At 33.4% G+C, this 20,062-nt stretch carries 20 protein-coding genes; 8 read left to right on the forward strand and 12 right to left on the reverse strand.

Going from position 1 to position 20,062, the window contains the following annotated elements; genetic code table 11:
* Positions 1-21: 21 nt before the first annotated feature.
* The 9 genes from rpsO to rimP all read right to left on the reverse strand — a co-directional run bounded on the left by rpsO (position 22) and on the right by rimP (position 7,733).
* Entirely contained in the window at positions 22-285 is a 264-nt protein-coding gene (gene rpsO, locus NH286_RS06125; RefSeq protein WP_199792137.1) for a 30S ribosomal protein S15, read from the reverse strand.
* Between the two features lie 106 nt (positions 286-391).
* Positions 392-1,336, reverse strand: coding sequence for a bifunctional riboflavin kinase/FAD synthetase (locus tag NH286_RS06130; RefSeq protein WP_265214585.1), 945 nt, complete (start codon positions 1,334-1,336; stop codon positions 392-394).
* Positions 1,326-2,210 carry a tRNA pseudouridine(55) synthase TruB gene (gene truB, locus NH286_RS06135; RefSeq protein ID WP_265214583.1) on the reverse strand — a complete coding sequence of 295 codons (885 nt, stop codon included), beginning with the start codon at positions 2,208-2,210 and terminating at the stop codon, positions 1,326-1,328. The genes NH286_RS06130 and truB overlap by 11 nt, the downstream gene beginning before the upstream one ends.
* Positions 2,207-3,172, reverse strand: a complete 966-nt coding sequence (locus tag NH286_RS06140) for a DHH family phosphoesterase (protein ID WP_265237627.1) — start codon at positions 3,170-3,172, stop codon at positions 2,207-2,209. Before NH286_RS06140 ends, truB begins: the two co-directional genes overlap by 4 nt.
* Complete coding sequence (gene rbfA / locus NH286_RS06145) at positions 3,153-3,536, reverse strand: 30S ribosome-binding factor RbfA (protein ID WP_106459953.1); 384 nt, start codon at positions 3,534-3,536, stop codon at positions 3,153-3,155. The genes NH286_RS06140 and rbfA overlap by 20 nt, the downstream gene beginning before the upstream one ends.
* A gap of 3 nt (positions 3,537-3,539) precedes the next feature.
* Positions 3,540-5,681, reverse strand: coding sequence for a translation initiation factor IF-2 (gene infB / locus NH286_RS06150; protein ID WP_265214580.1), 2,142 nt, complete (start codon positions 5,679-5,681; stop codon positions 3,540-3,542).
* 9 nt (positions 5,682-5,690) lie between these two features.
* Positions 5,691-5,957, reverse strand: a complete 267-nt coding sequence (rnpM, locus tag NH286_RS06155; protein WP_106459951.1) for an RNase P modulator RnpM — start codon at positions 5,955-5,957, stop codon at positions 5,691-5,693.
* 55 nt (positions 5,958-6,012) lie between these two features.
* The gene (gene nusA, locus NH286_RS06160) at positions 6,013-7,278 is read right to left on the reverse strand and encodes a transcription termination factor NusA (RefSeq protein ID WP_265237628.1); all 1,266 of its coding nucleotides are present in this window, start codon (positions 7,276-7,278) and stop codon (positions 6,013-6,015) included.
* Between the two features lie 11 nt (positions 7,279-7,289).
* Entirely contained in the window at positions 7,290-7,733 is a 444-nt protein-coding gene (gene rimP, locus NH286_RS06165; RefSeq protein ID WP_265214576.1) for a ribosome maturation factor RimP, read from the reverse strand.
* A gap of 254 nt (positions 7,734-7,987) precedes the next feature.
* On the opposite strand from rimP, the gene NH286_RS06170 reads away from it, so the two are divergent.
* The 6 genes from NH286_RS06170 (at position 7,988) to NH286_RS06195 (ending at position 15,489) form a co-directional block, all read left to right on the forward strand.
* Positions 7,988-9,442, forward strand: coding sequence for a carbon starvation protein A (locus NH286_RS06170; RefSeq protein ID WP_265214574.1), 1,455 nt, complete (start codon positions 7,988-7,990; stop codon positions 9,440-9,442).
* Between the two features lie 53 nt (positions 9,443-9,495).
* Positions 9,496-9,810 (forward strand): hypothetical protein, encoded by a 315-nt coding sequence (locus tag NH286_RS06175; protein ID WP_265237629.1) that lies wholly within the window; start codon positions 9,496-9,498, stop codon positions 9,808-9,810.
* Between the two features lies 1 nt (position 9,811).
* Positions 9,812-10,696, forward strand: coding sequence for an AAA family ATPase (locus NH286_RS06180; RefSeq protein ID WP_265237630.1), 885 nt, complete (start codon positions 9,812-9,814; stop codon positions 10,694-10,696).
* Positions 10,689-12,380 carry a vWA domain-containing protein gene (locus tag NH286_RS06185; RefSeq protein WP_265237631.1) on the forward strand — a complete coding sequence of 564 codons (1,692 nt, stop codon included), beginning with the start codon at positions 10,689-10,691 and terminating at the stop codon, positions 12,378-12,380. Before NH286_RS06180 ends, NH286_RS06185 begins: the two co-directional genes overlap by 8 nt.
* A gap of 176 nt (positions 12,381-12,556) precedes the next feature.
* Positions 12,557-13,252, forward strand: coding sequence for an ABC transporter ATP-binding protein (locus NH286_RS06190; RefSeq protein ID WP_106459944.1), 696 nt, complete (start codon positions 12,557-12,559; stop codon positions 13,250-13,252).
* Entirely contained in the window at positions 13,252-15,489 is a 2,238-nt protein-coding gene (locus NH286_RS06195) for an FtsX-like permease family protein (RefSeq protein ID WP_265237632.1), read from the forward strand. The genes NH286_RS06190 and NH286_RS06195 overlap by 1 nt, the downstream gene beginning before the upstream one ends.
* Positions 15,490-15,553: 64 nt before the next feature.
* Here NH286_RS06195 and NH286_RS06200 read toward each other — a convergent pair whose 3' ends face one another.
* Genes NH286_RS06200 through NH286_RS06210 form a run of 3 tightly spaced genes read right to left on the reverse strand, consistent with a single transcriptional unit; the run spans position 15,554 to position 17,914 of the window.
* The gene (locus NH286_RS06200; protein WP_265237633.1) at positions 15,554-16,258 is read right to left on the reverse strand and encodes an ABC transporter permease; all 705 of its coding nucleotides are present in this window, start codon (positions 16,256-16,258) and stop codon (positions 15,554-15,556) included.
* A gap of 8 nt (positions 16,259-16,266) precedes the next feature.
* Positions 16,267-17,019 carry an ABC transporter permease gene (locus NH286_RS06205; protein WP_265214560.1) on the reverse strand — a complete coding sequence of 251 codons (753 nt, stop codon included), beginning with the start codon at positions 17,017-17,019 and terminating at the stop codon, positions 16,267-16,269.
* Position 17,020: 1 nt separating this feature from the next.
* Complete coding sequence (locus NH286_RS06210) at positions 17,021-17,914, reverse strand: ABC transporter ATP-binding protein (RefSeq protein ID WP_265237634.1); 894 nt, start codon at positions 17,912-17,914, stop codon at positions 17,021-17,023.
* Between the two features lie 127 nt (positions 17,915-18,041).
* On the opposite strand from NH286_RS06210, the gene NH286_RS06215 reads away from it, so the two are divergent.
* Together NH286_RS06215 and NH286_RS06220 are read left to right on the forward strand one after the other, a co-directional pair.
* A complete protein-coding gene (locus tag NH286_RS06215; RefSeq protein ID WP_265213048.1) occupies positions 18,042-18,737 on the forward strand; it encodes a response regulator transcription factor in 696 nt (231 codons plus the stop codon).
* A complete protein-coding gene (locus NH286_RS06220) occupies positions 18,738-20,033 on the forward strand; it encodes a sensor histidine kinase (protein WP_265237635.1) in 1,296 nt (431 codons plus the stop codon). It abuts the gene before it with no gap.
* Positions 20,034-20,062 lie beyond the last annotated feature (29 nt).

Genomic DNA, 20,062 nt, shown 5'->3' on the forward strand with positions numbered 1-20,062 from the left:
GCGGGTTATCCCCGCCAGCAATTAACCTCTTAGTCCAAGTCTTTCAACAATTGATCTATATCTTTCGATATCATTGTCTCTTAGATAAGTAAGCATACCTCTTCTACGTCTAATCATCTTGTAAAGTCCACGTCTTGAAGAGTGATCTTTTTTATTTGCTTTTAAGTGCTCAGTTAAGTCAGCTATTCTTTTTGATAGGATAGCGATTTGTACTTCTGGTGAGCCTGTGTCTTTTTCGTCTAATTGGTAGTTTTTGATTATTTCTTGTCTTTGTTCTGCGTTCATAATTTCCTCCGTATATTTGATTTGGCCTTACCGAGTATTAGTCGAGGTTTCATATACCCAGCAAAGCTAGCTATACTATTATACGCCCTATTTTTCTTTTGTAAACTTATTTTAGGTGTTTTTCTATATATTCTAAGCCTTGGGCCTTGTCTTTATCCATCTGCTCTATTAATTCTTCAGCAGAGTTAAATTTAAAATCAGGCCTGAAAAATTCTATAAATTCTACGCTTATATTTTCCCCATATATATGCTGATTAAAATCATAGATATAAGATTCTATTTTCTTATCTTGGCTGGTCTCAAAGGTTGGATTTGAGCCAATATTTGTAAGAGCATAATAATATTTATCTCTTACAAGTATTCTTGTAAGATAGACCCCATCTTTCGGTATTACATAAGGGAAGTTAAGCTCTAAATTAGCTGTTGGGAAATTTAGGGTCCTGCCTCTGTGTTTGCCATGGACTACTTCCCCTCTAATCTTGTAGTACCTTCCAAGATACTTATTAGCCTTTGAAATTTCCCCTTCTTTTACTAACTCTCTGATATGTTTTGATGAAATCTTACTATTATCATCTTCTAGTTCAAAATCAATAATTTCAGCCTTATAGGAATAGATATTTTCATATTCTCTAAGAGTGTCAATAGTTCCCTTGGCCTTGTAGCCAAAACGGTAATCACTGCCAACTATTACAACCTTTGCGTTTAATTTTTCTGCTATCACAGTTTTGATAAATTCTCTAGGGGATAATTCCATAAAGGTCTTGTCAAAATTAACCAGGCAGAAAGTTTTTATTCCTATTTCTGATAGGATTTCAATCTTATCTTCTAGGCTTGATAGGTATTTATCCTCATCTTTTACAGTCCTCTTACCATCTTCTTTAAAGAGTAAGACAGATGGGGTAAGACCGTACTTTTTAGATAAGTATATATTTTTTTCCATTAATTTTTGATGACCCAGGTGGACTCCGTCAAAATAACCTAGGGCAACCGCCTTTTTTTCAAGATCTGGCAAGTCACTATTTAAATCATATATTCTTATCTTATCTTTCATAAAATACCTTCTCCATTTTTAGGAAATTTCTACCATCTTCGCTTGCAATTTTCGCAAGGCCTATAAAATTATTGTCTATATAAATCCTAATTTCCCCATCTATTTGCTTATTTGTTAAGATTTTTTGCCCATTTATTAGATTTTCTAGATATTTTTTATCTATGTCTAGTCTTTCCAAATGGTCAAGGGCTATATCTAGGGGAATTAGTTTTTTGATTAGTTCCTCTTTTGGAATTTCTAAAATATCTGCACTCTTTATCGAATCTTTTATATCAAGTTTGCCAACCCTAGATCTCTCTAGGTTTTCTACATGGGCGAAAGTCCCAAGTCTTATTCCAATATCATCTACCAAAGTCCTTATATAAGTACCCTTTGAGCAGGTAACTTCTATACTTGCCTTCGGAAAGTCAAAGGATAAGAGCTTGATGTCATAGATTTTTACCTTACGGATTTTTCTTTCTATTTCTATGCCTTCTCTGGCCAGGTCGTAAAGCTTTTTGCCAGCTACTTTTAGAGCTGAATACATAGGTGGTATTTGTTCTATTTGACCCTTAAAAGAATCCATTACTTTTATAAATTCATCTTTATTTATTGGTTTATCAGACCTTGCTGTTACTTCTCCTGCTGCATCTAGGGTATCTGTCCTAATACCAAGGATTAGGTCTGTCTTATAGACCTTATCCTTGGTCATCATATAGTCTGATACCCTGGTTGCCTTGCCAACTACTATTGGAAGGACTCCACTTGCTTCAAGGTCCAAGGTACCTGTGTGGCCTACCTTTTTCATATCTAAAGCGCGCCTTACAAGGCTCACTACCCTTGCTGATGATATGCCCTTTTCTTTGTCTATGTTAAGGATTCCCTTAAGACTCATATTTCTTTTAATATCTCCAAAGCCTTCTCAGCTGCTGATTCTAAAGAATCATCAAAGATTGAAAATCCACTTGCCTTTATGTGGCCACCGCCACCATTATCTCTTGCAACTTTTGACACATCGGCAAATTTACTTCTTAAAGATACCTTGTATTCTCCATCATCATATTCTTTTACTATCATGGATATTTCTACTTCCTTTAGGTCCCTTAGTTTATTTACAATTGACTCAGCATCCCCCATTTGAACATGGTATTTTTCTACTAAATCCTTGCTTGCAATAGCAAAGGCCTTTTTGTCGAAAAACTGAGCTGTAGATATAACTTCGTTATGAAATTGCATTACCTTTACTGGTTGTGATTGGTAAAGATTTCTGTAGATATATTCATAGTCTACACCTGCTGTGATGAGCTTACCAGCAACATTAAAGGTGTATTCGTTGATGTTTGCATACATAAACCTACCTGTGTCTGTGCAAAGACCTGTAAATAGTAATGTTCCTATGGTTTCATCCATTGGTAGGTCTAGCTTATCTATGATTTCATAAGCTAGTTCGCATGTTGCTGGCGCTGTGTCATAGATTAGGTTTAAATCACAATTGATTTTACCGCCTACGTGGTGGTCTATTACTATGGTTTTCTTTGAAGCTCTAGCAATAGGTGTTGCACTTCCTATCCTATCAAATTCTGAGCAGTCCATTATTATGAAAAGATCATAAGAATCTCTGCTTGCTTCCTTATAATTTTCTATTTCTGGTAGGAAGAGTAGGTAATCATCTATTGTGTCTATAGCGATCACTTCAACATCTTTGCCATATAATTCTAAGGACCTTCTTAGGGCAAGGGTTGAACCCAGATTGTCTCCATCTGGGTTGACATGGCTTGCTATAGCGATTGTTTCTGCTTCATCTACCATTTTGATAAATTCTTCTAATTTTTCTTTACTAATCCTGTCTATTTTCATTTGCTTTTTTATCCTTTGCGATTGTTTCTTCAATTAGCTTATTCATATAAGCTCCACGCTCGATTGAGTCATCAAATTTAAACCTAAATTCAGGCATGGACCTTAATCTCATCCTCTCACCTATTAGGATTTTGATGTAGCCTTTTGCTTGGTTTAGAGCCAGCATGGCATCTTCCTTATTTTTGCTATCTCCAAGAACAGATACATAAACATCTGCATATGATAAGTCATTTGTTACTTCTACATCTGTAATTGATACCATTGCTTCAGTTGATAGTCTAGGATCAGAAAGGTCATCTCTAAGTATTTTAGAGACTTCCCTTTTGACTTCTTGTGATATCCTTGCGGTTCTTTTACTATTCATCTATTAACTTCTTTCTACTTCAACCATTTCGTAGGCTTCCATTACATCGCCTACCTTAACATCGTTAAATCTTTCAAGACCTATACCGCCTTCATAGCCACTTTGAAGTTTACTTGCATCATCTTTAAATCTCTTCATTGATGAGATTTCACCATCAAATACTACGATATTATCTCTAAGAAGTCTGATTTTAGATTTTCTTGTTACAAGGCCGTTTGTTACCATTACACCTGCAATTGTGCCTGCTCCTGGTATTTTGAAGGTTTCTCTTACTTCTGCCCTACCAAGTACATTTTCCTTAAATTCAGGTTCGAGCATACCATTTATAGCTTTTTCTACATCTTCGATTGCTTCATAGATTACGCTATAGGTTCTAATTTCAATGTTATTATCCTTTGCTCTTTCTAAGGCTCCTTGGGTTGGTCTTACATTAAATCCTATGATTATAGCATTTGATGCTTGGGCAAGGAGTATATCTGATTCGGTTATACCACCTACAGCTCCTGCTATTACAGATACTTTGACTTCTTCATTTGATAGTTTTGTTAGGGATGTGCTTACCGCATCTACAGTACCCTTTACATCTGTCTTAACTATGATGTTTAGCTCTTTTAGTTCGCCTTCAGCTATGTCTGAATACATATCTTCTAGATTTGTATTAGCCTTAGCTATTAGGCGCTCTTCACGTTTAAATTCTGCTGCCCTGTCTGCATATTCACGTGCGACTTTTTCATCAGCTACAGCATAAATCTTATCTCCAGCTTCTGCTACATCTGATAGTCCTAGGATTTGTGCAGGTATTGATGGACCAGCTTCTTTGATTGGTTTACCCTTTGAGTTAAACATTGCCCTTATCCTACCTGATGAAGATCCTGTTACTACATAATCTCCAGCATGAAGGGTTCCTTTTTGAACAAGAACTGTTGCTACTGGTCCTCTTGATTTATCAAGCTCTGCTTCTATTATTATGCCTACTGCCGCCCTGTTTGGATTTGCCTTAAGCTCTCTAACTTCAGCTACTAAAAGCACCATTTCTAGAAGTTCTTTTATACCTTGGCCAGTATGAGCTGATACTGGTACCATGATGGTATCTCCACCCCATTCTTCAGGTACAAGGCCATGTTCCATGAGTCCTTGCATAACCCTATTTTGATCTGCTGTGTCCTTATCTATTTTGTTTATTGCTACTATTATTGGAATCTCAGCAGCCTTAGCGTGGTTTATAGCTTCTATTGTTTGTGGCATTACACCATCATCTGCTGCTACTACTAGGATTGCTACGTCTGTCGACTGAGCTCCCCTCATTCTCATTTCTGTAAAAGCTTCATGGCCTGGTGTATCTAGGAAGGAAATTTGCTTACCATCTACATCAACGGTGTAAGCACCTATATGTTGGGTTATTCCTCCAGCCTCTCCACGTGTTACAGATGTATTTCTTATGGCATCTAGTATACTTGTCTTGCCGTGGTCAACGTGACCCATTACTGATACAACTGGTGGTCTTTCCACTAAATTTTCCGGTTTATCTTCATAATCCAAGTCGTATGATTGCTCTTCTAGGGCATCATAAGCTTCTTCTTTAAAGACTTCCTTGCCAAAATCCATAGCTATTAGATTTGCTGTATCAAAGTCTATTTGATCATTAAGTCCTGCCATTATGCCAAGACCTATAAGTTTTCCTATTACAGAATTTGGATTTTCTCCAAGTTTATCTGCAAAAGTTTTTACATTTACAGTTTCTGGTATTTCTATTCTTGATTCATTCTTAGCTTTCATATTTTTCTCTTGCCTATTATTTTTCTTTGATTTTCTCTTCTTATTTTTCTTTTTTCTATTCTTACCAGTTGGTCTTGCTTCTTCGTCGTCTTCATTTGCTATCATCTTAGGGTCAATCTTTTTCTTTTCCCTTTTCTTCTCAACTGGTTTCTTAGCCTTAGGCTTTTGATCAATTATTTCTGCTTCTTCTGAAGAATCTTCATTTAATTCTGTAAGATATTCATTTATTAATTTGCGGTCTTCTCCGCTAATCATTGACATATGGGATTTGATATTTAGATTAAACTCTTCGTTTAAAATCTTAATCATTTCCTTTGATTCCATCCCATTTTCTTTAGCCAATTCGTATACTCTTATTTTGTCAGCCATTTAATCACCTCATTTTACTTCATAAGCTTCTAACTCCTCATAAATATCATCATCTATTTTCATTTTAAAGGCTTGGTTTAGCTTATTAGACTTTCTAAGGCCCTTTAGGCATGCTTCATCTTTGCATACATAAGCGCCTCTTCCATTTACTTTTCCACTTTCATCTATCAAGATTCCTTCTTCTTTGTTATTTACTATTCTAAGAAGGTCTTTTTTATCTTTTAGAGAACCACATACTATACATTTTCTCTGTGGTATCTTTCGAGTTTTTTTCATTTTTAACCTCAAATTGAATATTTATTATTCATTTATAAAGTTTTTAGCATAAGGCCTAGTTTTCAAGGCTTTCATCAGCCTGGTCAAGATTTTCTAAAAAATCTTCCTCATCAGCCTCATCTTCATCAGATTCTTCTAAATCTGTGTTAGCTTCTTCTGTTACTATATCTTCTTCAGCATCTGCGGCAGATTCAGCTAGGCTCTCGTCACTTACTTCATCATTATTTTCAATGATTTCTTCTTCATCATTTAAGCCTAAGATATCATCGATTTCTTCTTGGCTTAGGCTATCAAATTCTAACTCTGATTTTATGTCGATTTTCCAACCTGTAAGCCTTGCTGCAAGTCTAGCGTTTTGACCTTCCTTGCCTATGGCAAGTGAAAGTTGGCTATCATCTACTACTACAAGAGATTGTCTATTTTTCTCATTTATTAGGACTTTGATTATATCAGCAGGTGATAGGGCATTTGATATGAAAGTTTCTGCATCTTTTGAATAATTGATTATATCAATCTTTTCGCCTTGAAGACTTTCTACTATTGAATTTACCCTAGCTCCCTTATAGCCAATGCAGGCTCCTACAGCATCTATGGTTTCGTCATTTGAATATACAGACATCTTTGTCCTAGAGCCAGCTTCTCTTGCTATAGAGTAAATTTCTATTATACCATCAGTTATTTCAGGTACTTCTAGCTCAAAAAGTCTTACTACTAGGTTTTCGCTTGCTCTAGATAGAACTATTTGAGGATCTTTTCCTGAGTTTCTTACTTCTTTTATAAGAAATTTCATTCTCTCATTTGGAGCATAGACCTCATTAGGAACTTGCTCTTTTAGTGGAACAATCCCTTCTATCTTATCGAGGTTAACATAGACATTATATTTATCTTGTCTTTGAATAGAGCCTGTTATAAGCTCATTTTCTCTGTCTAGATAATCTCCAAATAGGGTTTCTCTTTGGGCATCTCTTATCTTTTGTATTACGATATTTCTTGCAGTTTGGGCTGCAACCCTGCCGAAGTTTTTAGGTACAAGTTTTATCCTGGCCACATCACCTATGCTAAGAGTAGGGTCTACTTCTTTTGCATCTTTTAGACTGATTTGGCTTACCTTATCTTCTACTTCATCAACTACTTCTCTTAGGGCAAATACCCCTATCTCACCCGTTTCGTGGTCTATGACTACATCAACATTTTCTTGATTGTCATAATTCTTTTGATAACTTTTTACAAGCGCCTTTTCTAGGGCTTCAAGGATTACATCTTTTTCAATATTTTTATCCTTACAAAGCTCATCAAGGGCTGCCATAAAGTCTTTGTTCATAACTTCTCCTTTTAAAATACTATCTCAATTTTAATTTCTTTGATATCAGACTTATCTATTTTAATTTCCTCGTCATCTTGACTTATAAATAAAATGTTATCAGCATTGACCTCTTTTGTGAAGGCTATAAGCTCACTGCCATCTTTAAGTTTTACCTTAAGTAGCTCATTCATATTTCTAATCAGGTCTCTGTCAGTCTTTAGTGGCCTTGATAAGTCTTGAGAGGATACTTCTAAGTAGTATGAAGTAGAAATTAAATCTAGTTGATCTAGCTTCTCATCCAAAAAAGTACTTACCTTTTCACAGTCGTCTATGTTTATGCCGCTTTCATTATATATATAGAAAATCAGTCTCTTTTCATTCTTAGGTCCTATAAACTCTATATCAACGAGTTCATAGCCTAAATTTTCTATATCATCATTTAGTAATTCTTTTAATTTTTCAGTTAAATTCATACCACTCCCCCTAACATTAAAAAAAAGTGGAATTTGCGCCCCACTTCTTACTAAGATAATTATACTTTAAATCAAGATGATTTCAATATTTTAATTTATTCATTATACATAATTTATAAGACCATTAATGAATTATATTACATTATTCTATATTATTATGAAAATGATTGTAAGGTCCATTTTACAATAGACTATTGCTTTTTTAAAAATAATGTTTTATAATAAATATAAGATAATAAATGAAGGAGGATATTATGACATTATTTATTATTGGACTTATAATTTTATTTGGAGGAGGATTTCTATATTCAAAATATGTTGAAAGTCAACTAGAACCTGACGATAGAGAAACTCCAGCAGTTAAAAAAGCCGACGGTGTCGACTTTGTAGTAATGAGTGAGGCTAAAAACTGGCTTATCAACTTACTTAACATAGCAGGTACAGGCCCTATTCTTGGACCTATCCAAGGTATCTTATTTGGACCTATTGCCTTTATTGCTATTCCAGTAGGTTGTGTTATTGCAGGTGCAGTTCATGATTTCATGACAGGCTTTATCTCAATGAGAAATGGTGGTAGCCAAGTTCCAAAATTAGTTGGTAAATACATAGGCGATGGAGTTAGAAAATTCTACAATATTGTTATTGCTGTTCTTTTACTCCTAACTGGTGTTGTATTTGTTTATACACCTGGTGACTTAATTGCTAAATTTGTACTTGGTAAAGAACCAGAAGGCACTGTAATTTGGATTATATATGCTGTAATATTTGCTTATTATATCCTATCAACAGTAATGCCTATCGATAAGCTTATCGGCAGAATCTACCCTATCTTTGGTGCTTTCCTAATCATATCAGCTATTGGCGTTTTAATCGGTATCTTTATGAAAGGTTCAGCTCACCTATCCTTTGAAGGTCAAGGACTTCTAGCTCAACATCCAAAGGGACAAAAATTCATCCCAGCATTCTTCATTACTGTAGCTTGTGGTATCCTATCAGGTTTCCACGGTTCACAAGTAACCCTTGTATCAAGAACTGTTAAAAGTGAAAAAGAAGCAAGGGCAACCTTCTATTCTACAATGATAGCAGAAGGCTTTATAGCTATGATATGGGCAGCAGGTGCTATGGTTCTTTTCTCAACAGGAGAAGCTCCACTAGATACAGCTGGTACAATCATGGTTGGTAATATTTCTAAATTCTTTATGGGTAATATAGGTGGTCTACTAGCAGTAGTAGGTGTAATCGCACTTCCTATCACATCAGGTGATACAGCATTTAGATCTCTAAGACTAATAATTTCAGAAGAATTAAATATAGACCAAAGAAATGGTTCAAAAAGAGCTGGTCTAGCTGCTTGTCTATTTATTCCAGCATCAGCTATCCTATACTTTGCAAAATCAAATCCTAATGGATTTAACATTCTTTGGAGATACTTCGGATTTACTAACCAATTCGTAGCAATCTTTGCCCTAGCAGTTGCAACAATTTACCTAATGTATAATAACAAAAACTACTTTATTACACTTATACCAGGTATGTTCTACTGCTTCATAGTATTCTCATTTATAATCAATGCTGACCCAATAGGATTTAGACAACCTTACACAATTGCTTATCCAATAGCAGCTGTCATTACCGTTGCTTATGCATGGTTTGTAGTAAGATGTGGAAAGAAGAATAGATCTAGAATTGAATCAATAGTTTTAGACTAAGATAAATTTAAAGGTGGCTTAGGCCACCTTTTTTCTATACAAGAAGGAGACTTATGAAAATAAAATTAGATAAAAAAGGAAAAGAATTCGCAGCTAAAAAAGACATTAAGGCCTTATTTATTAATCCTGACCTAGATAGCAAGGAATCCTGCTGCACAATTGGAACTGTAGATTTTGATGTAAGCACAAAGCAAGTAGGCAAGCTTGAAAGCTACCATAAATATGAGGATGAAAATATTGAAATTTACGTCAATCCTAATATCTATGCCTTTATAAAAGACGATGAGGAAATTGAAATATCAGCCTTTGGCCTAGGATCTTTTAAAAAATTTTATATAAAAAATGAAATCAACACAATCGAGAGATAAAATGGATGAAATTAATAAAAAAATAGAAAACTTTAAAAACAAATACCCTCTTGCAGATGACCTTAAATCAAGGCTTCCTAATCCTAAATTTAGGTATATGGGCAATAAGGTCTTAACCCAGGCAATTTCTGCCATACTTTCTGGTAAAAATATATTGCTTGTTGGTGAAAAATCCACAGGCAAAAATGTCCTTGCAGAAAATTTGGCCTATCTTTTTGATAGGCCTATGCGGAATGTTTCCTTCCACCTAAGCCTTGATGCCTCAAGCCTAATAGGAGATGACACCTTAAGATCAGGAAGTGTTATTTTTAGGGAAGGGCCTATAAGTCTTGCAAGTACTCATGGAGGCTTTGCAGTTCTTGATGAAATAAATATGGCAAAAAATGAAGCCATGGCAGTCCTCCACTCAGTCCTAGATTACAGAAGAATTATTGATGTACCTGGCTATAAGCTAATAAAAGTACACCCTGCCACTCGCTTTATAGCAACCATGAACTACGGCTACGAAGGAACTCGCGACCTAAATGAGGCCCTCTTATCAAGATTTGTCATCATAAAGATGCCAAGAATTTCTGATGATGACCTAAAATACCTAATTAAAACCCATTATCCTTATTTGAAAGATTCCTACATTATAGATCTTGCAAACCTTTTTAGGGACCTAAAAGATAAGGCAGAGGCACACGAAATTTCTGAAAGTGCTCCAGATTTAAGAGGAATGTTTGATGGCCTTGACCTAGTTAAAGAAGGCCTTGAATTAAAGGAAGCTATGAGACTAAGTCTTGTAAATAAGGTCTTTGATGACTATGAAGCAGGTCTAATAGAAGATTTGCTAAAGGCAAGATTTAAGGATGATATTTATCACAAAGATATGACCAATGAATAAATACAACAAAGAGATAAATGAAAACCGAATAAACAACCTCCAATGGGCAGGAGCAGAGTCTTATGACTTTGACAATTTTATAATAGGTGAAAATATAGATGGAAACCCTGACTTTTACCTAAATTTAATAATTGGCCTTGCAATTAAATATCTAGGTTATAAGGAAATTAAAAAGCTCTTTGACTCTTGGGCCTATAATATTAAAAGGGATAAGTACGACCTTGCCCTGATTTATATTTTAGAAGACTTCGCCTATAATAAAGAAGTATCCAAAAGGACTGTTTTAAAATCTCTTAGAAAGACATATGCAGAAAAATTTCTAGATGATAGGTATGACTTGCAAAGGAGAAACCTTGCCCTAAGGCAAAATCAAATCTACCGCCTAGAAGAAATTAGAATGAAGGAGATCCTAAATATAAAAAATCCTAATCTTTCCAAAAAAGATAGGGACCTATATAATCTTTTAAAGCTAAAATTAGATACAAATAATGATAATCTAGAAGCTAGAGTTAAAAATTTATTTGAAAAATATTTAGGATATAAGGAAAATAATATTCTTAAAAATCTTCCATCATTAAATATATCACTTTTTGAAAATGCAGGTATGCTTAGCCTTGAAAGATCAAACATGCCAGCTGATTTTAAGGCCAAAGGACAAAAATCTCACGGCTTTGCTAGCCTAATCCTTGCTTATGGAAATAAAAAACGTAAGGCAAGTCTAAATTTTATAAAAAAGACTTTTGGCAAGTCAATATTTGATGAAGAGATTAGACTTGGCATTGAAAGGGATTTGTGCACAGGTTGCCACAAGAGGTCAAAGTTATTCTTTTCTAAGGGAATCGACGAAAATGACAAGGACCTTGACCAAGACCTCAATAAAAAGACCATAGCAAGACACCTTTTAAAATTTAAAGCTAATAAGGCATCCTATACTAGGGCCATCTCTGTCCTATCTAAGGAAATCAAGCTAAAACTAAATCTAACCAGCTCACTTGACCAAGACCTAAGCCAAAGAGGTAGGCTTGTGCCAAGGCTTGCCTACAAGGCAGAAATTACAGACAGGGCAAAAATTTTTATGAAAAATACCCTCAAGGCTAATCCATCTATGAAGGTAGATCTCCTAATAGATGGGTCTGCCTCCCTCCTCGATAAGGAATCAGAGGTTGCCATAGAAGCCTATATTTTAGCTAAATCTCTAGAAAATAATAATATCCTAAACAGAGTCATAGCCTTTCAAACTGTAAATGACTTTACTATTTTATCCATACTCAAGGATTATGATGATAAAACAGAGATGAAAAAAATCTTTCGTTTTAAGGCCATGGGTTGGAATAGGGACGGCCTTATCTTTAGGGCCTACAGGGCAATTTTAGATAAGGATATCAAAAACACCCTAAGCCTAATACTAACAGATGCCAATCCCCAAGACCTAAAACCTTTAATTAGCGATGGCTTTAAGTTAAATAAACCCTACCAAGAAGAGCCTGCCCTTGATGATACCAAAAAAAGTTTGGCCTATCTAAGAAAAAAGGGCCTTAGTATAGCGGCTATCATAAATGGCAATAAGCTAGACAATGCTAAAGTCCTTTATCGCAACAATTTTATAAAAATAGATGATCCAGCTGGAATATCGTCTGCTGCCGGCAAATTTATCAAAAAACAAATATCAAAAGTAGAAAAATAAGCTATTAAATTAAATGCCTTATCATATAAACCTTTCCGGTTTATATATACATGGTAAAATTTAATAGCTTTTTTAGTCGAAAAATTCTTAATTAAAAAATATATATTTACATATTGTAGGGATATTCCAATGGTGATATAATTATGATAAAGATTATCATATTCAAAGGAGGTCTTATGATAAAAATTAAAAATTTATGTAAAAGTTATGGGCAAGGCCAATCGAAAATTGACGTTTTAAAAAATATTGACCTTGAAATTGAAGATGGTAAAATAATTTGTATTTTAGGACCTTCAGGCTCAGGCAAGTCTACCCTACTTAATATTATAGGTGGTATTGAAACAATTGATTCAGGCCAAGTTGATATCTATGGGGAAAACCTTTCTAATATGACCAAGAAAGATTTGGAATCCTATAGAAGAGATAAGTTAGGTTTTGTTTTTCAATTTTACAACCTAATCAGCGACTTAAATGTATTAGAAAATATTGAATTAGGCAAGTATTTAGCAAAAAATCCCCTTGATATAGATAAGCTTGTTGAAGATTTGGGAATAAAGGATCAATTATACAAATATCCTAATGAAATATCAGGTGGGCAGGCCCAAAGAACCTCGATTGCTAGAGCCCTCATCAAAAGTCCACAGATTTTAATCTGTGATGAGCCTACAGGCGCCCTTGATTATGAAAGTGCAAAAGACGTTTTGAATTTGATTGAAAAAATGAACAAGGAATATAAATCAACAATTCTTATTGCTAGCCACAACGTTCAGATAAGCAAAATGTGCGATTATATTCTAAAAATCCACGATGGCAAGGTTAAATCTTACCTTAAAAATGATGAAAAAATTCTAGCAAAGGATGTAACCTGGTAATGAAAAACCCAATTTATAAAAGAGCCTACAGGCAAATTTACTTTCACCCATCAAGAGTCTTGCCGATTTTCCTTGCTCTTTGCTTTATAATAATTTTTTCTTCATCATTTTTTATAGCACAAGATTCAACAAAAAAAATCTATTACAAACTTATAGAAAATGGAAAGGTCGAAGATGGTAACTTTACATGCCTTGAAAAATTAGATGAAGATACAAAAACAAAAATAGAAACTAAAAATATCAGTCTTTATGAAAATTTTTATGTTAACGCCAAATCTACTGATAATAAAAAAATAAGAGTTTTTGAAAATAGAGATAGGATAAATATTCCATCTATACTAGATGGAAGGCTGGCTAAGGATAAAAATGAATTAGCTATCTCTGCAAACTATGCCAGGGCAAATAAAATACAAGTAGGAGATACGGTTAAACTTGAAGGAAAAAGTTTTAATATAGTTGGTCTTATAGCACTTCCTGATTATTCAACCCTTCTTAAAAATAACTCCGACATAGTAATGGATACAGGCTATTTTGGTGTAGGTCTTGTTTGCAAAGATGGACTAAAAGATTTATCTAAACAAATTTCTTACCAATATTCCTACAAAGACCAAGAAAATTTACCAAAGTCTAAGGCTAGAGATAAGCAGAAAGATATCATTAAAATTGTTAATCAAAAAAATATGGTTATTGATGCTCTATTAAACTATGATAATCACTGCATTAGATATTTCATAGAAGATATGGGTGGCGATGTGCCTATGATGACTGCAATTATGGTAGTTTTGGTTTTAGCCATTGCCTTTATAAGTGCAATCCAGGTTAAAAGTATGATTGAAGAAGAAGCTCCAATAATTGGTACCCTACTTGCTTCAGGCTATAAAAAACGAGAGCTAGAAAAAAACTATATGCTAATGCCAATCTTCATTAGCTTAATCTCATCCCTTATCGGTAATTTAATCGCCTATAGCCATACATACAAGACCTATACAGATCTTTATTACAAGTCCTATGACCTGCCAAAATTTGTAGTTTCATTTAACTTAAGGTCATTTTTCCTTACAAGTCTTATCCCACTTTTGATATATTTAATAATCAATTACCTTGTAATTGGAAAGGCACTTAAAGGCAAGGTTATTGACTTTCTTAGAAATACAATAAAATCACCTAAAGCAAAAATGAGGATAAAACTTGATAAGTTCTCCTTCATTAACAAGTTTAGAATTAGAGTTTTACTTGCAAATAAAGCAAATATTATTAGTCTAATCTTTGGAATAGGCCTAGCAAATATACTTTTAATTTATTCTCTAGGAGTTAAACCTGTCTTTACAGATTATGCACAAAAAGTGAAGGATTCGATGAAATACGAACATACTTACATCATAAAAGCTCCTGATCCAAACATCAAAGCCGATAAAATCTCTATGATGAGTTTTGAGTTAGCAGATTTTAATATGAAAAAAATCCAATGTCTGGGAGTAGATCCTGATTCTAAATATAAGGACCTAAATATAAAAGACCTTAGTCCTAATGATATAATAATTTCAAATGGTCTTGCTAAGGTATATAAACTAAAAATAGATGATGAAATCAAGGCTGTAGAAAACTTCAATAATAAAAAAGTAAAATTAAAGGTAAAAGCTATAGAAAAAAACAATACTAAATTCCAAATCATAGGTAAAAGAGAGGACTTAAATAAAATAATAGGTCAAGAAAAGGAATATTTTAATGCCTATGGGTCTGATAAAATCCTAAATATCGACAAAAATCTCTTGGTTAACGAAATTGATAAAAAAGAAATGAATAAATTTATGACTCATTTCCTAGATTCCTTTGGCGGAGTCTTTGATAGTCTGCTATTTATTTCCCTAGCTTTTTACCTAATAATTTCTTATCTTGTAACAAGCCTAATAATAGATAAATCTAAGACAAATATATCCTATCTTAAAGTTTTTGGAATAAGAGATAAAGAAAATGCGGCTATTTATACTAATCCTATTTTTCTAATCCTTATATTATTTGAAATCGTAATGATACCTGTCATGGACTTTTTAATTAGACTCATGACAAGCTATGCCCTTACTAAACTAGATGCCTATGTAGAAGTAAATATTCCCCTATCTAACTTCATAAAAGCAATCGCTCTAAGCCTAATTATATTTATAATAGTTCAACTACTGGAAAAGATTAAGATTTCAAAAATTGATATGGTTAAGGAATTAAAAGTTATTAATGGATAAAGAATTGTGAAAAATATGAAACTGCCCCCTAAATTTCCTTAAGGAGGGCAGTTTTATTTTGAAATCATTTATTTTCAAATTTTAAAAATTTATCAGATAGGTATAGGGAAATAATTATCTCCCCAAGGCCAAAAAGAGCTAATAAGGCCAAATCATTGATACCGATATATCTTAAATTATTGGCTTCAATTGCCAAAAAGCTAAGTCCTACAATTTTTAAAGACTTAAAGGCTGTGGCAAAGCCAAAGATTGTAAAGATAGTTGATAAGAGGACTATTATCCCAAAGGACCTAATCCTTATAGCAAGGGCTCCAAATATCCCAATTATAGGAAGGGATAAAAGTATGGACAGGATCATATAGTAAAGATATATGCTAAAGTCAATACTTGCAAAGCCTGCTATGAATTTGCCAGAAAGGTAAAATAGACCTAGGAAATATATTTGACAAAGGCTTACTAGGATAAAGGCTAGACCTAACTTAGCTATTACAAAGTCTATATTTTTCTTTGGGCTTAGCCTTATAAATTTAAGGCTCGCCTTGTGTTCTGTTGCCCATAGGCTTGCAATTATTATTGCAATTAAGGGGATGTAGAAAAAGGAAAAGTAAAACAAACTTACTTGTGTCCACAAAGATTGCCACTGATTAGTTAAGGCACCTTTATTCCCCAAATAATTTATAAGACCAAAGGCATTGGCTAGTAAAGGAATTATTAAGCTTACTAGCAAGATATTTACAAATTTTATTTTCTTAATCTCTAATTTTAACATTTTTCCTCCTAGTCCTTGTATAAGCTATAAGATTTCATGGATTTTAAATAATAAAGACTTCCTAGTAGAAATATTAGGGAAATGATTAGCGTATAGAAATTTATCGGATTTAATACCTGGATAAATTTACCTCCCTCATTTACATAAGAAATATTTAGTAGACTTGCCATCCAGGCAAAGGGATTTACAAAAGATAAAGTTTCTGAACTAAGCATTGTTATTATGCCGGTAAGGCCTCCTATTATTGATAAAAATGATAGGGTGTAGACTTTTTTACTCTTCATTTCTATAATCATAAATAAACTTACGAAAAATAAATTTATTATAAGGGCTGTTAGGTTTACAAGTACAAACCTTAAGGCCATGTCACCGCTAAAATTAAAATTAGCTGATCTTTTTGCTAGGCTTAAAAATACTAGTCCTTCTATTATTTGTAAGAAAACTAGCCTTAAAGCTAAAATCTTAAATTTATCAAAAAGTATGGAATCAACTTTTTCTCCAAGGATTATCTGCATTTGCCACATCTTATTTTTTTCTTCAATCTCTATTACTTTTTTTACTAATGATGATATTAGTATTGGATTTATCAGCAAAGAAATAAATAAATAGGTGTCTAAAATGTAAGCCAGTGGATAAGAGCTTTGAGGAAAAGACTTATTAAAACTTGCTCCTAGGACTATTAACATCTGCCCTAAAAATACTATTAGCATCAAGAAATTTATTCCAAGCCTTTTATATTTTTTTCTTTCTAAGTTTGCCATCTTATGACCTACTTTCTTCTATAAATAGCTTTTCAAGACTTTCTTTTTCTTCCTCTATCCTGTAAATATCAACCTTGCCATGGAGGAAATTTACAATATCTCCTATGTCTTGATTTGAAATCTTACCTAAAATAATTTTTTTATCCATCATCCTATCTTGACCAAGACCCAAAAGCCCTAGGGCCTTCTTATTATCTGAAGTTAGTAAGGATATAAATGGTGGATGAAGCTTCCTATAATCTTCTAGGCTTCCATTATAGGTCAAATTTCCATTTATCAGGATTCCTATGTGAGTAGCTATTTTTTCCATTTCATCAAGAATGTGTGAAGATATCAAGATGCTTGTAGAAGTGTTTTTGACAAGATTTTTAAATAAGTTCCTCATCTCCTCTATTCCTTGAGGGTCAAGACCATTTATCGGCTCATCAAGGATTAAAAGCTTAGGGCTTCCGATTAAGGCCATAGCAATGCCTAGTCTTTGCTTCATACCAAGTGAATATTCTCTTGCTTTCTTTTTGCCTACATTATTAAGGCCAACCATAGCTAAGGTTTTTGGGATTTCCTCTATTTTTATCCCCTTAAGCTTACATATTATTTCAAGATTTTCATAGCCTGTTAGGTGGTCATAAAAGGATGGATTTTCGATTAAAGCACCTAGATTTTTGTTTAAATCTTTTTGGTTCTTAGGATTTACTTCCTGACCAAAAACCTTAACAAGGCCTCCATCTTTTTTGACAAGACCCAAGATACTCTTCATTAAAGTAGATTTTCCTGCTCCATTTTTTCCTATTAGGCCATAAATTGCACCTTCTTCAATTTCTAAAGAGTCGATATCTAAGACCTTTTTATTGTTATATGATTTTTGTAAATTTTTAACTTCAAGTATTTTTTTCATAATCATTCCTCCTAAAACCATAATACCAAGACCTGATAAAGATAAAGTTTTAGTTAGGTCACTTTTACATCACAAAAGCAAATAAAGCTCGAGTCTGGTGTATAATAAGGATAACAAGGAGGCTTAGATGGATATAAGGAGTAATTTTTCAATATTAGTGGTTGATGATGAAAAGACCTTACTAGAAAATTTATATAATTTTTTGAAGGATAAGGGATTTAAAAAAGTTTATACTGCCAAAAACTTAAAGGAAGCTAGATTTAAAATTTCAAATTTAAAAATTGACCTGGTTGTTTTAGACTTGATGCTTCCAGATGGGAGTGGTTTTGATTTGTTAAGGGAAATTAGAAAGACTTCAGACATGGCTGTTATAATTTTATCTGCCCTAGATGGCCTTGATGACAGAAAAGAAGGCTTTGAAAATAAAGCCGATGACTATCTAGTCAAGCCCTTCTTCCCTGAAGAGCTCCTTTGGAGAGTAGATGCTATCTTAAGAAGAAGTAAAAAAGTTAAATCTGTTGATAAAATAAATTTAGGCAAGGTAATTTTTGATATGTCCAAGGGTGTCCTCATCAAAAATGGCGAGGAAATCGCCCTTACAGCCACCCAATACAAAATCCTAGCCTATTTATCTGAAAATATAAATATGATTGTCTCTATAGATAGGATTTTAGATCATATTTGGGAAGATTCCTATGGTTATGAAAACACTCTAATAACCCACATCTATAGGCTAAGGGAAAAGCTTGAGGATAATCCTAGAGAGCCAAAGATTTTGATAACCATAAAAGGCCTTGGTTATAAGCTTGTTAAAGAGGATTAGATGTTTGACTATATTTTAAAAAGATTTAAGAAAATTGTAATCAGAATATTGGTCTTGCTATTTTTCCTAATATTTTTATTTATGACCTTCCTCTACCTAAACTACAGGCTTAACAATAAATACCCAAATCCTAACGATGTTTTTTCTTATGTAGAAACTAATAAAACTAGGACCTACCTTAATGATACAAATAAGGAATTCCTTAAAGAAAATGATATTTGGGCTATAAGAATAAATAAGTATGGGAAGGTCATAGAATCTTTTTCCAAGCCAAAGGAAGTCAAGGATAAATTTGAAATCACTGATGTGGCAGGCTTTACAAGATATTATCTAGCTGATTATCCCGTATTTACCTACATCCTAGACGATGGGCTGATAATTTTTGCCTATCCTAAAAATTCCTTAGACAAGTTTCCCTTTAATTATTACAATTATAAGAACCTAATATTTAATGTAAAACTCTTTATAGGATTTGTAATTTTGTTTTTAGCCCTTGTCTATATTTTTTATATGATTGATATCAAAAATATCTTAAAAAATACCCTCCCCTTTCAAAAGGCTCTTGATAGGCTCTACGAAGATGATTTTGAAAGGCTAGATGAATATGGAGACTTGAAAGATCTTGCTGTTTCTGTAAACAAGGCTAATGAAAAGTTCAACAATCTAAAAATTGCTCAAGGCAAGTGGATTAGGGGTCTTAGCCACGATGTAAGAACTCCTCTTGCTAAGATTTCCTGGGAAGTTAGCAAAAACAATAAAAATGACCTCGATATCCAAAATATCCAAGACCAAGTCCTAAAAATTTCAAATATCCTAGAAGGCCTAAACCTTACCATGTCCCTTTCAAATATTGACAAAAAAGACTTTAAGTCTAAAAATCCTGTCAAAATTATTAGAAAAGTAATTGTCGATAAGCTAAATGAGAATCCTGATAGGGAAATTATTTTTGAAAATAAGCTAGAAGTGAGCGATTTAAAAATAAGAATGGATGAGAATTTATTTTATAGAATGCTTGAAAATATCCTAAAAAATTCACTTTCTTATACAGAAGGGGAGATTCTTGTCAGGCTCACAAATCCTGATGGTAAGCTGATTATTACAATAAGTGATCAAGGTAGCGGTATTTCTTATGACCTTATTAGGAGAATTAATGAGGAAGATTTGACCAATATAACCAAACATGGTTTGGGGATTTTTATTTCAAAACAAATCGCCGAATTGCATGACGGTGCTTTTCTTATTGAAAATAAAAAGCCTGGCCTTGAGATATCTTTTATCTTTTACCATATAGAATAAATAAAAAAGCTGGCCCTAAAATAGTTTTG

Source organism: Anaerococcus sp. NML200574, from assembly GCF_026131665.1.
Lineage (GTDB): Bacteria > Bacillota > Clostridia > Tissierellales > Peptoniphilaceae > Anaerococcus > Anaerococcus kampingae.

Excerpts from the sequence above, each read along its gene's own strand:
- rpsO (WP_199792137.1), bottom strand. The coding sequence starts at position 285 with ATGAACGCAGAACAAAGACAAGAAATAATCAAAAACTACCAATTAGAC.
- NH286_RS06130 (WP_265214585.1), bottom strand. The coding sequence starts at position 1,336 with ATGAAAGATAAGATAAGAATATATGATTTAAATAGTGACTTGCCAGAT.
- truB (WP_265214583.1), bottom strand. The coding sequence starts at position 2,210 with ATGAGTCTTAAGGGAATCCTTAACATAGACAAAGAAAAGGGCATATCA.
- NH286_RS06140 (WP_265237627.1), bottom strand. The coding sequence starts at position 3,172 with ATGAAAATAGACAGGATTAGTAAAGAAAAATTAGAAGAATTTATCAAA.
- rbfA (WP_106459953.1), bottom strand. The coding sequence starts at position 3,536 with ATGAATAGTAAAAGAACCGCAAGGATATCACAAGAAGTCAAAAGGGAA.
- infB (WP_265214580.1), bottom strand. The coding sequence starts at position 5,681 with ATGGCTGACAAAATAAGAGTATACGAATTGGCTAAAGAAAATGGGATG.
- rnpM (WP_106459951.1), bottom strand. The coding sequence starts at position 5,957 with ATGAAAAAAACTCGAAAGATACCACAGAGAAAATGTATAGTATGTGGT.
- nusA (WP_265237628.1), bottom strand. The coding sequence starts at position 7,278 with ATGAACAAAGACTTTATGGCAGCCCTTGATGAGCTTTGTAAGGATAAA.
- rimP (WP_265214576.1), bottom strand. The coding sequence starts at position 7,733 with ATGAATTTAACTGAAAAATTAAAAGAATTACTAAATGATGATATAGAA.
- NH286_RS06170 (WP_265214574.1), top strand. The coding sequence starts at position 7,988 with ATGACATTATTTATTATTGGACTTATAATTTTATTTGGAGGAGGATTT.
- NH286_RS06175 (WP_265237629.1), top strand. The coding sequence starts at position 9,496 with ATGAAAATAAAATTAGATAAAAAAGGAAAAGAATTCGCAGCTAAAAAA.
- NH286_RS06180 (WP_265237630.1), top strand. The coding sequence starts at position 9,812 with ATGGATGAAATTAATAAAAAAATAGAAAACTTTAAAAACAAATACCCT.
- NH286_RS06185 (WP_265237631.1), top strand. The coding sequence starts at position 10,689 with ATGAATAAATACAACAAAGAGATAAATGAAAACCGAATAAACAACCTC.
- NH286_RS06190 (WP_106459944.1), top strand. The coding sequence starts at position 12,557 with ATGATAAAAATTAAAAATTTATGTAAAAGTTATGGGCAAGGCCAATCG.
- NH286_RS06195 (WP_265237632.1), top strand. The coding sequence starts at position 13,252 with ATGAAAAACCCAATTTATAAAAGAGCCTACAGGCAAATTTACTTTCAC.
- NH286_RS06200 (WP_265237633.1), bottom strand. The coding sequence starts at position 16,258 with ATGTTAAAATTAGAGATTAAGAAAATAAAATTTGTAAATATCTTGCTA.
- NH286_RS06205 (WP_265214560.1), bottom strand. The coding sequence starts at position 17,019 with ATGGCAAACTTAGAAAGAAAAAAATATAAAAGGCTTGGAATAAATTTC.
- NH286_RS06210 (WP_265237634.1), bottom strand. The coding sequence starts at position 17,914 with ATGAAAAAAATACTTGAAGTTAAAAATTTACAAAAATCATATAACAAT.
- NH286_RS06215 (WP_265213048.1), top strand. The coding sequence starts at position 18,042 with ATGGATATAAGGAGTAATTTTTCAATATTAGTGGTTGATGATGAAAAG.
- NH286_RS06220 (WP_265237635.1), top strand. The coding sequence starts at position 18,738 with ATGTTTGACTATATTTTAAAAAGATTTAAGAAAATTGTAATCAGAATA.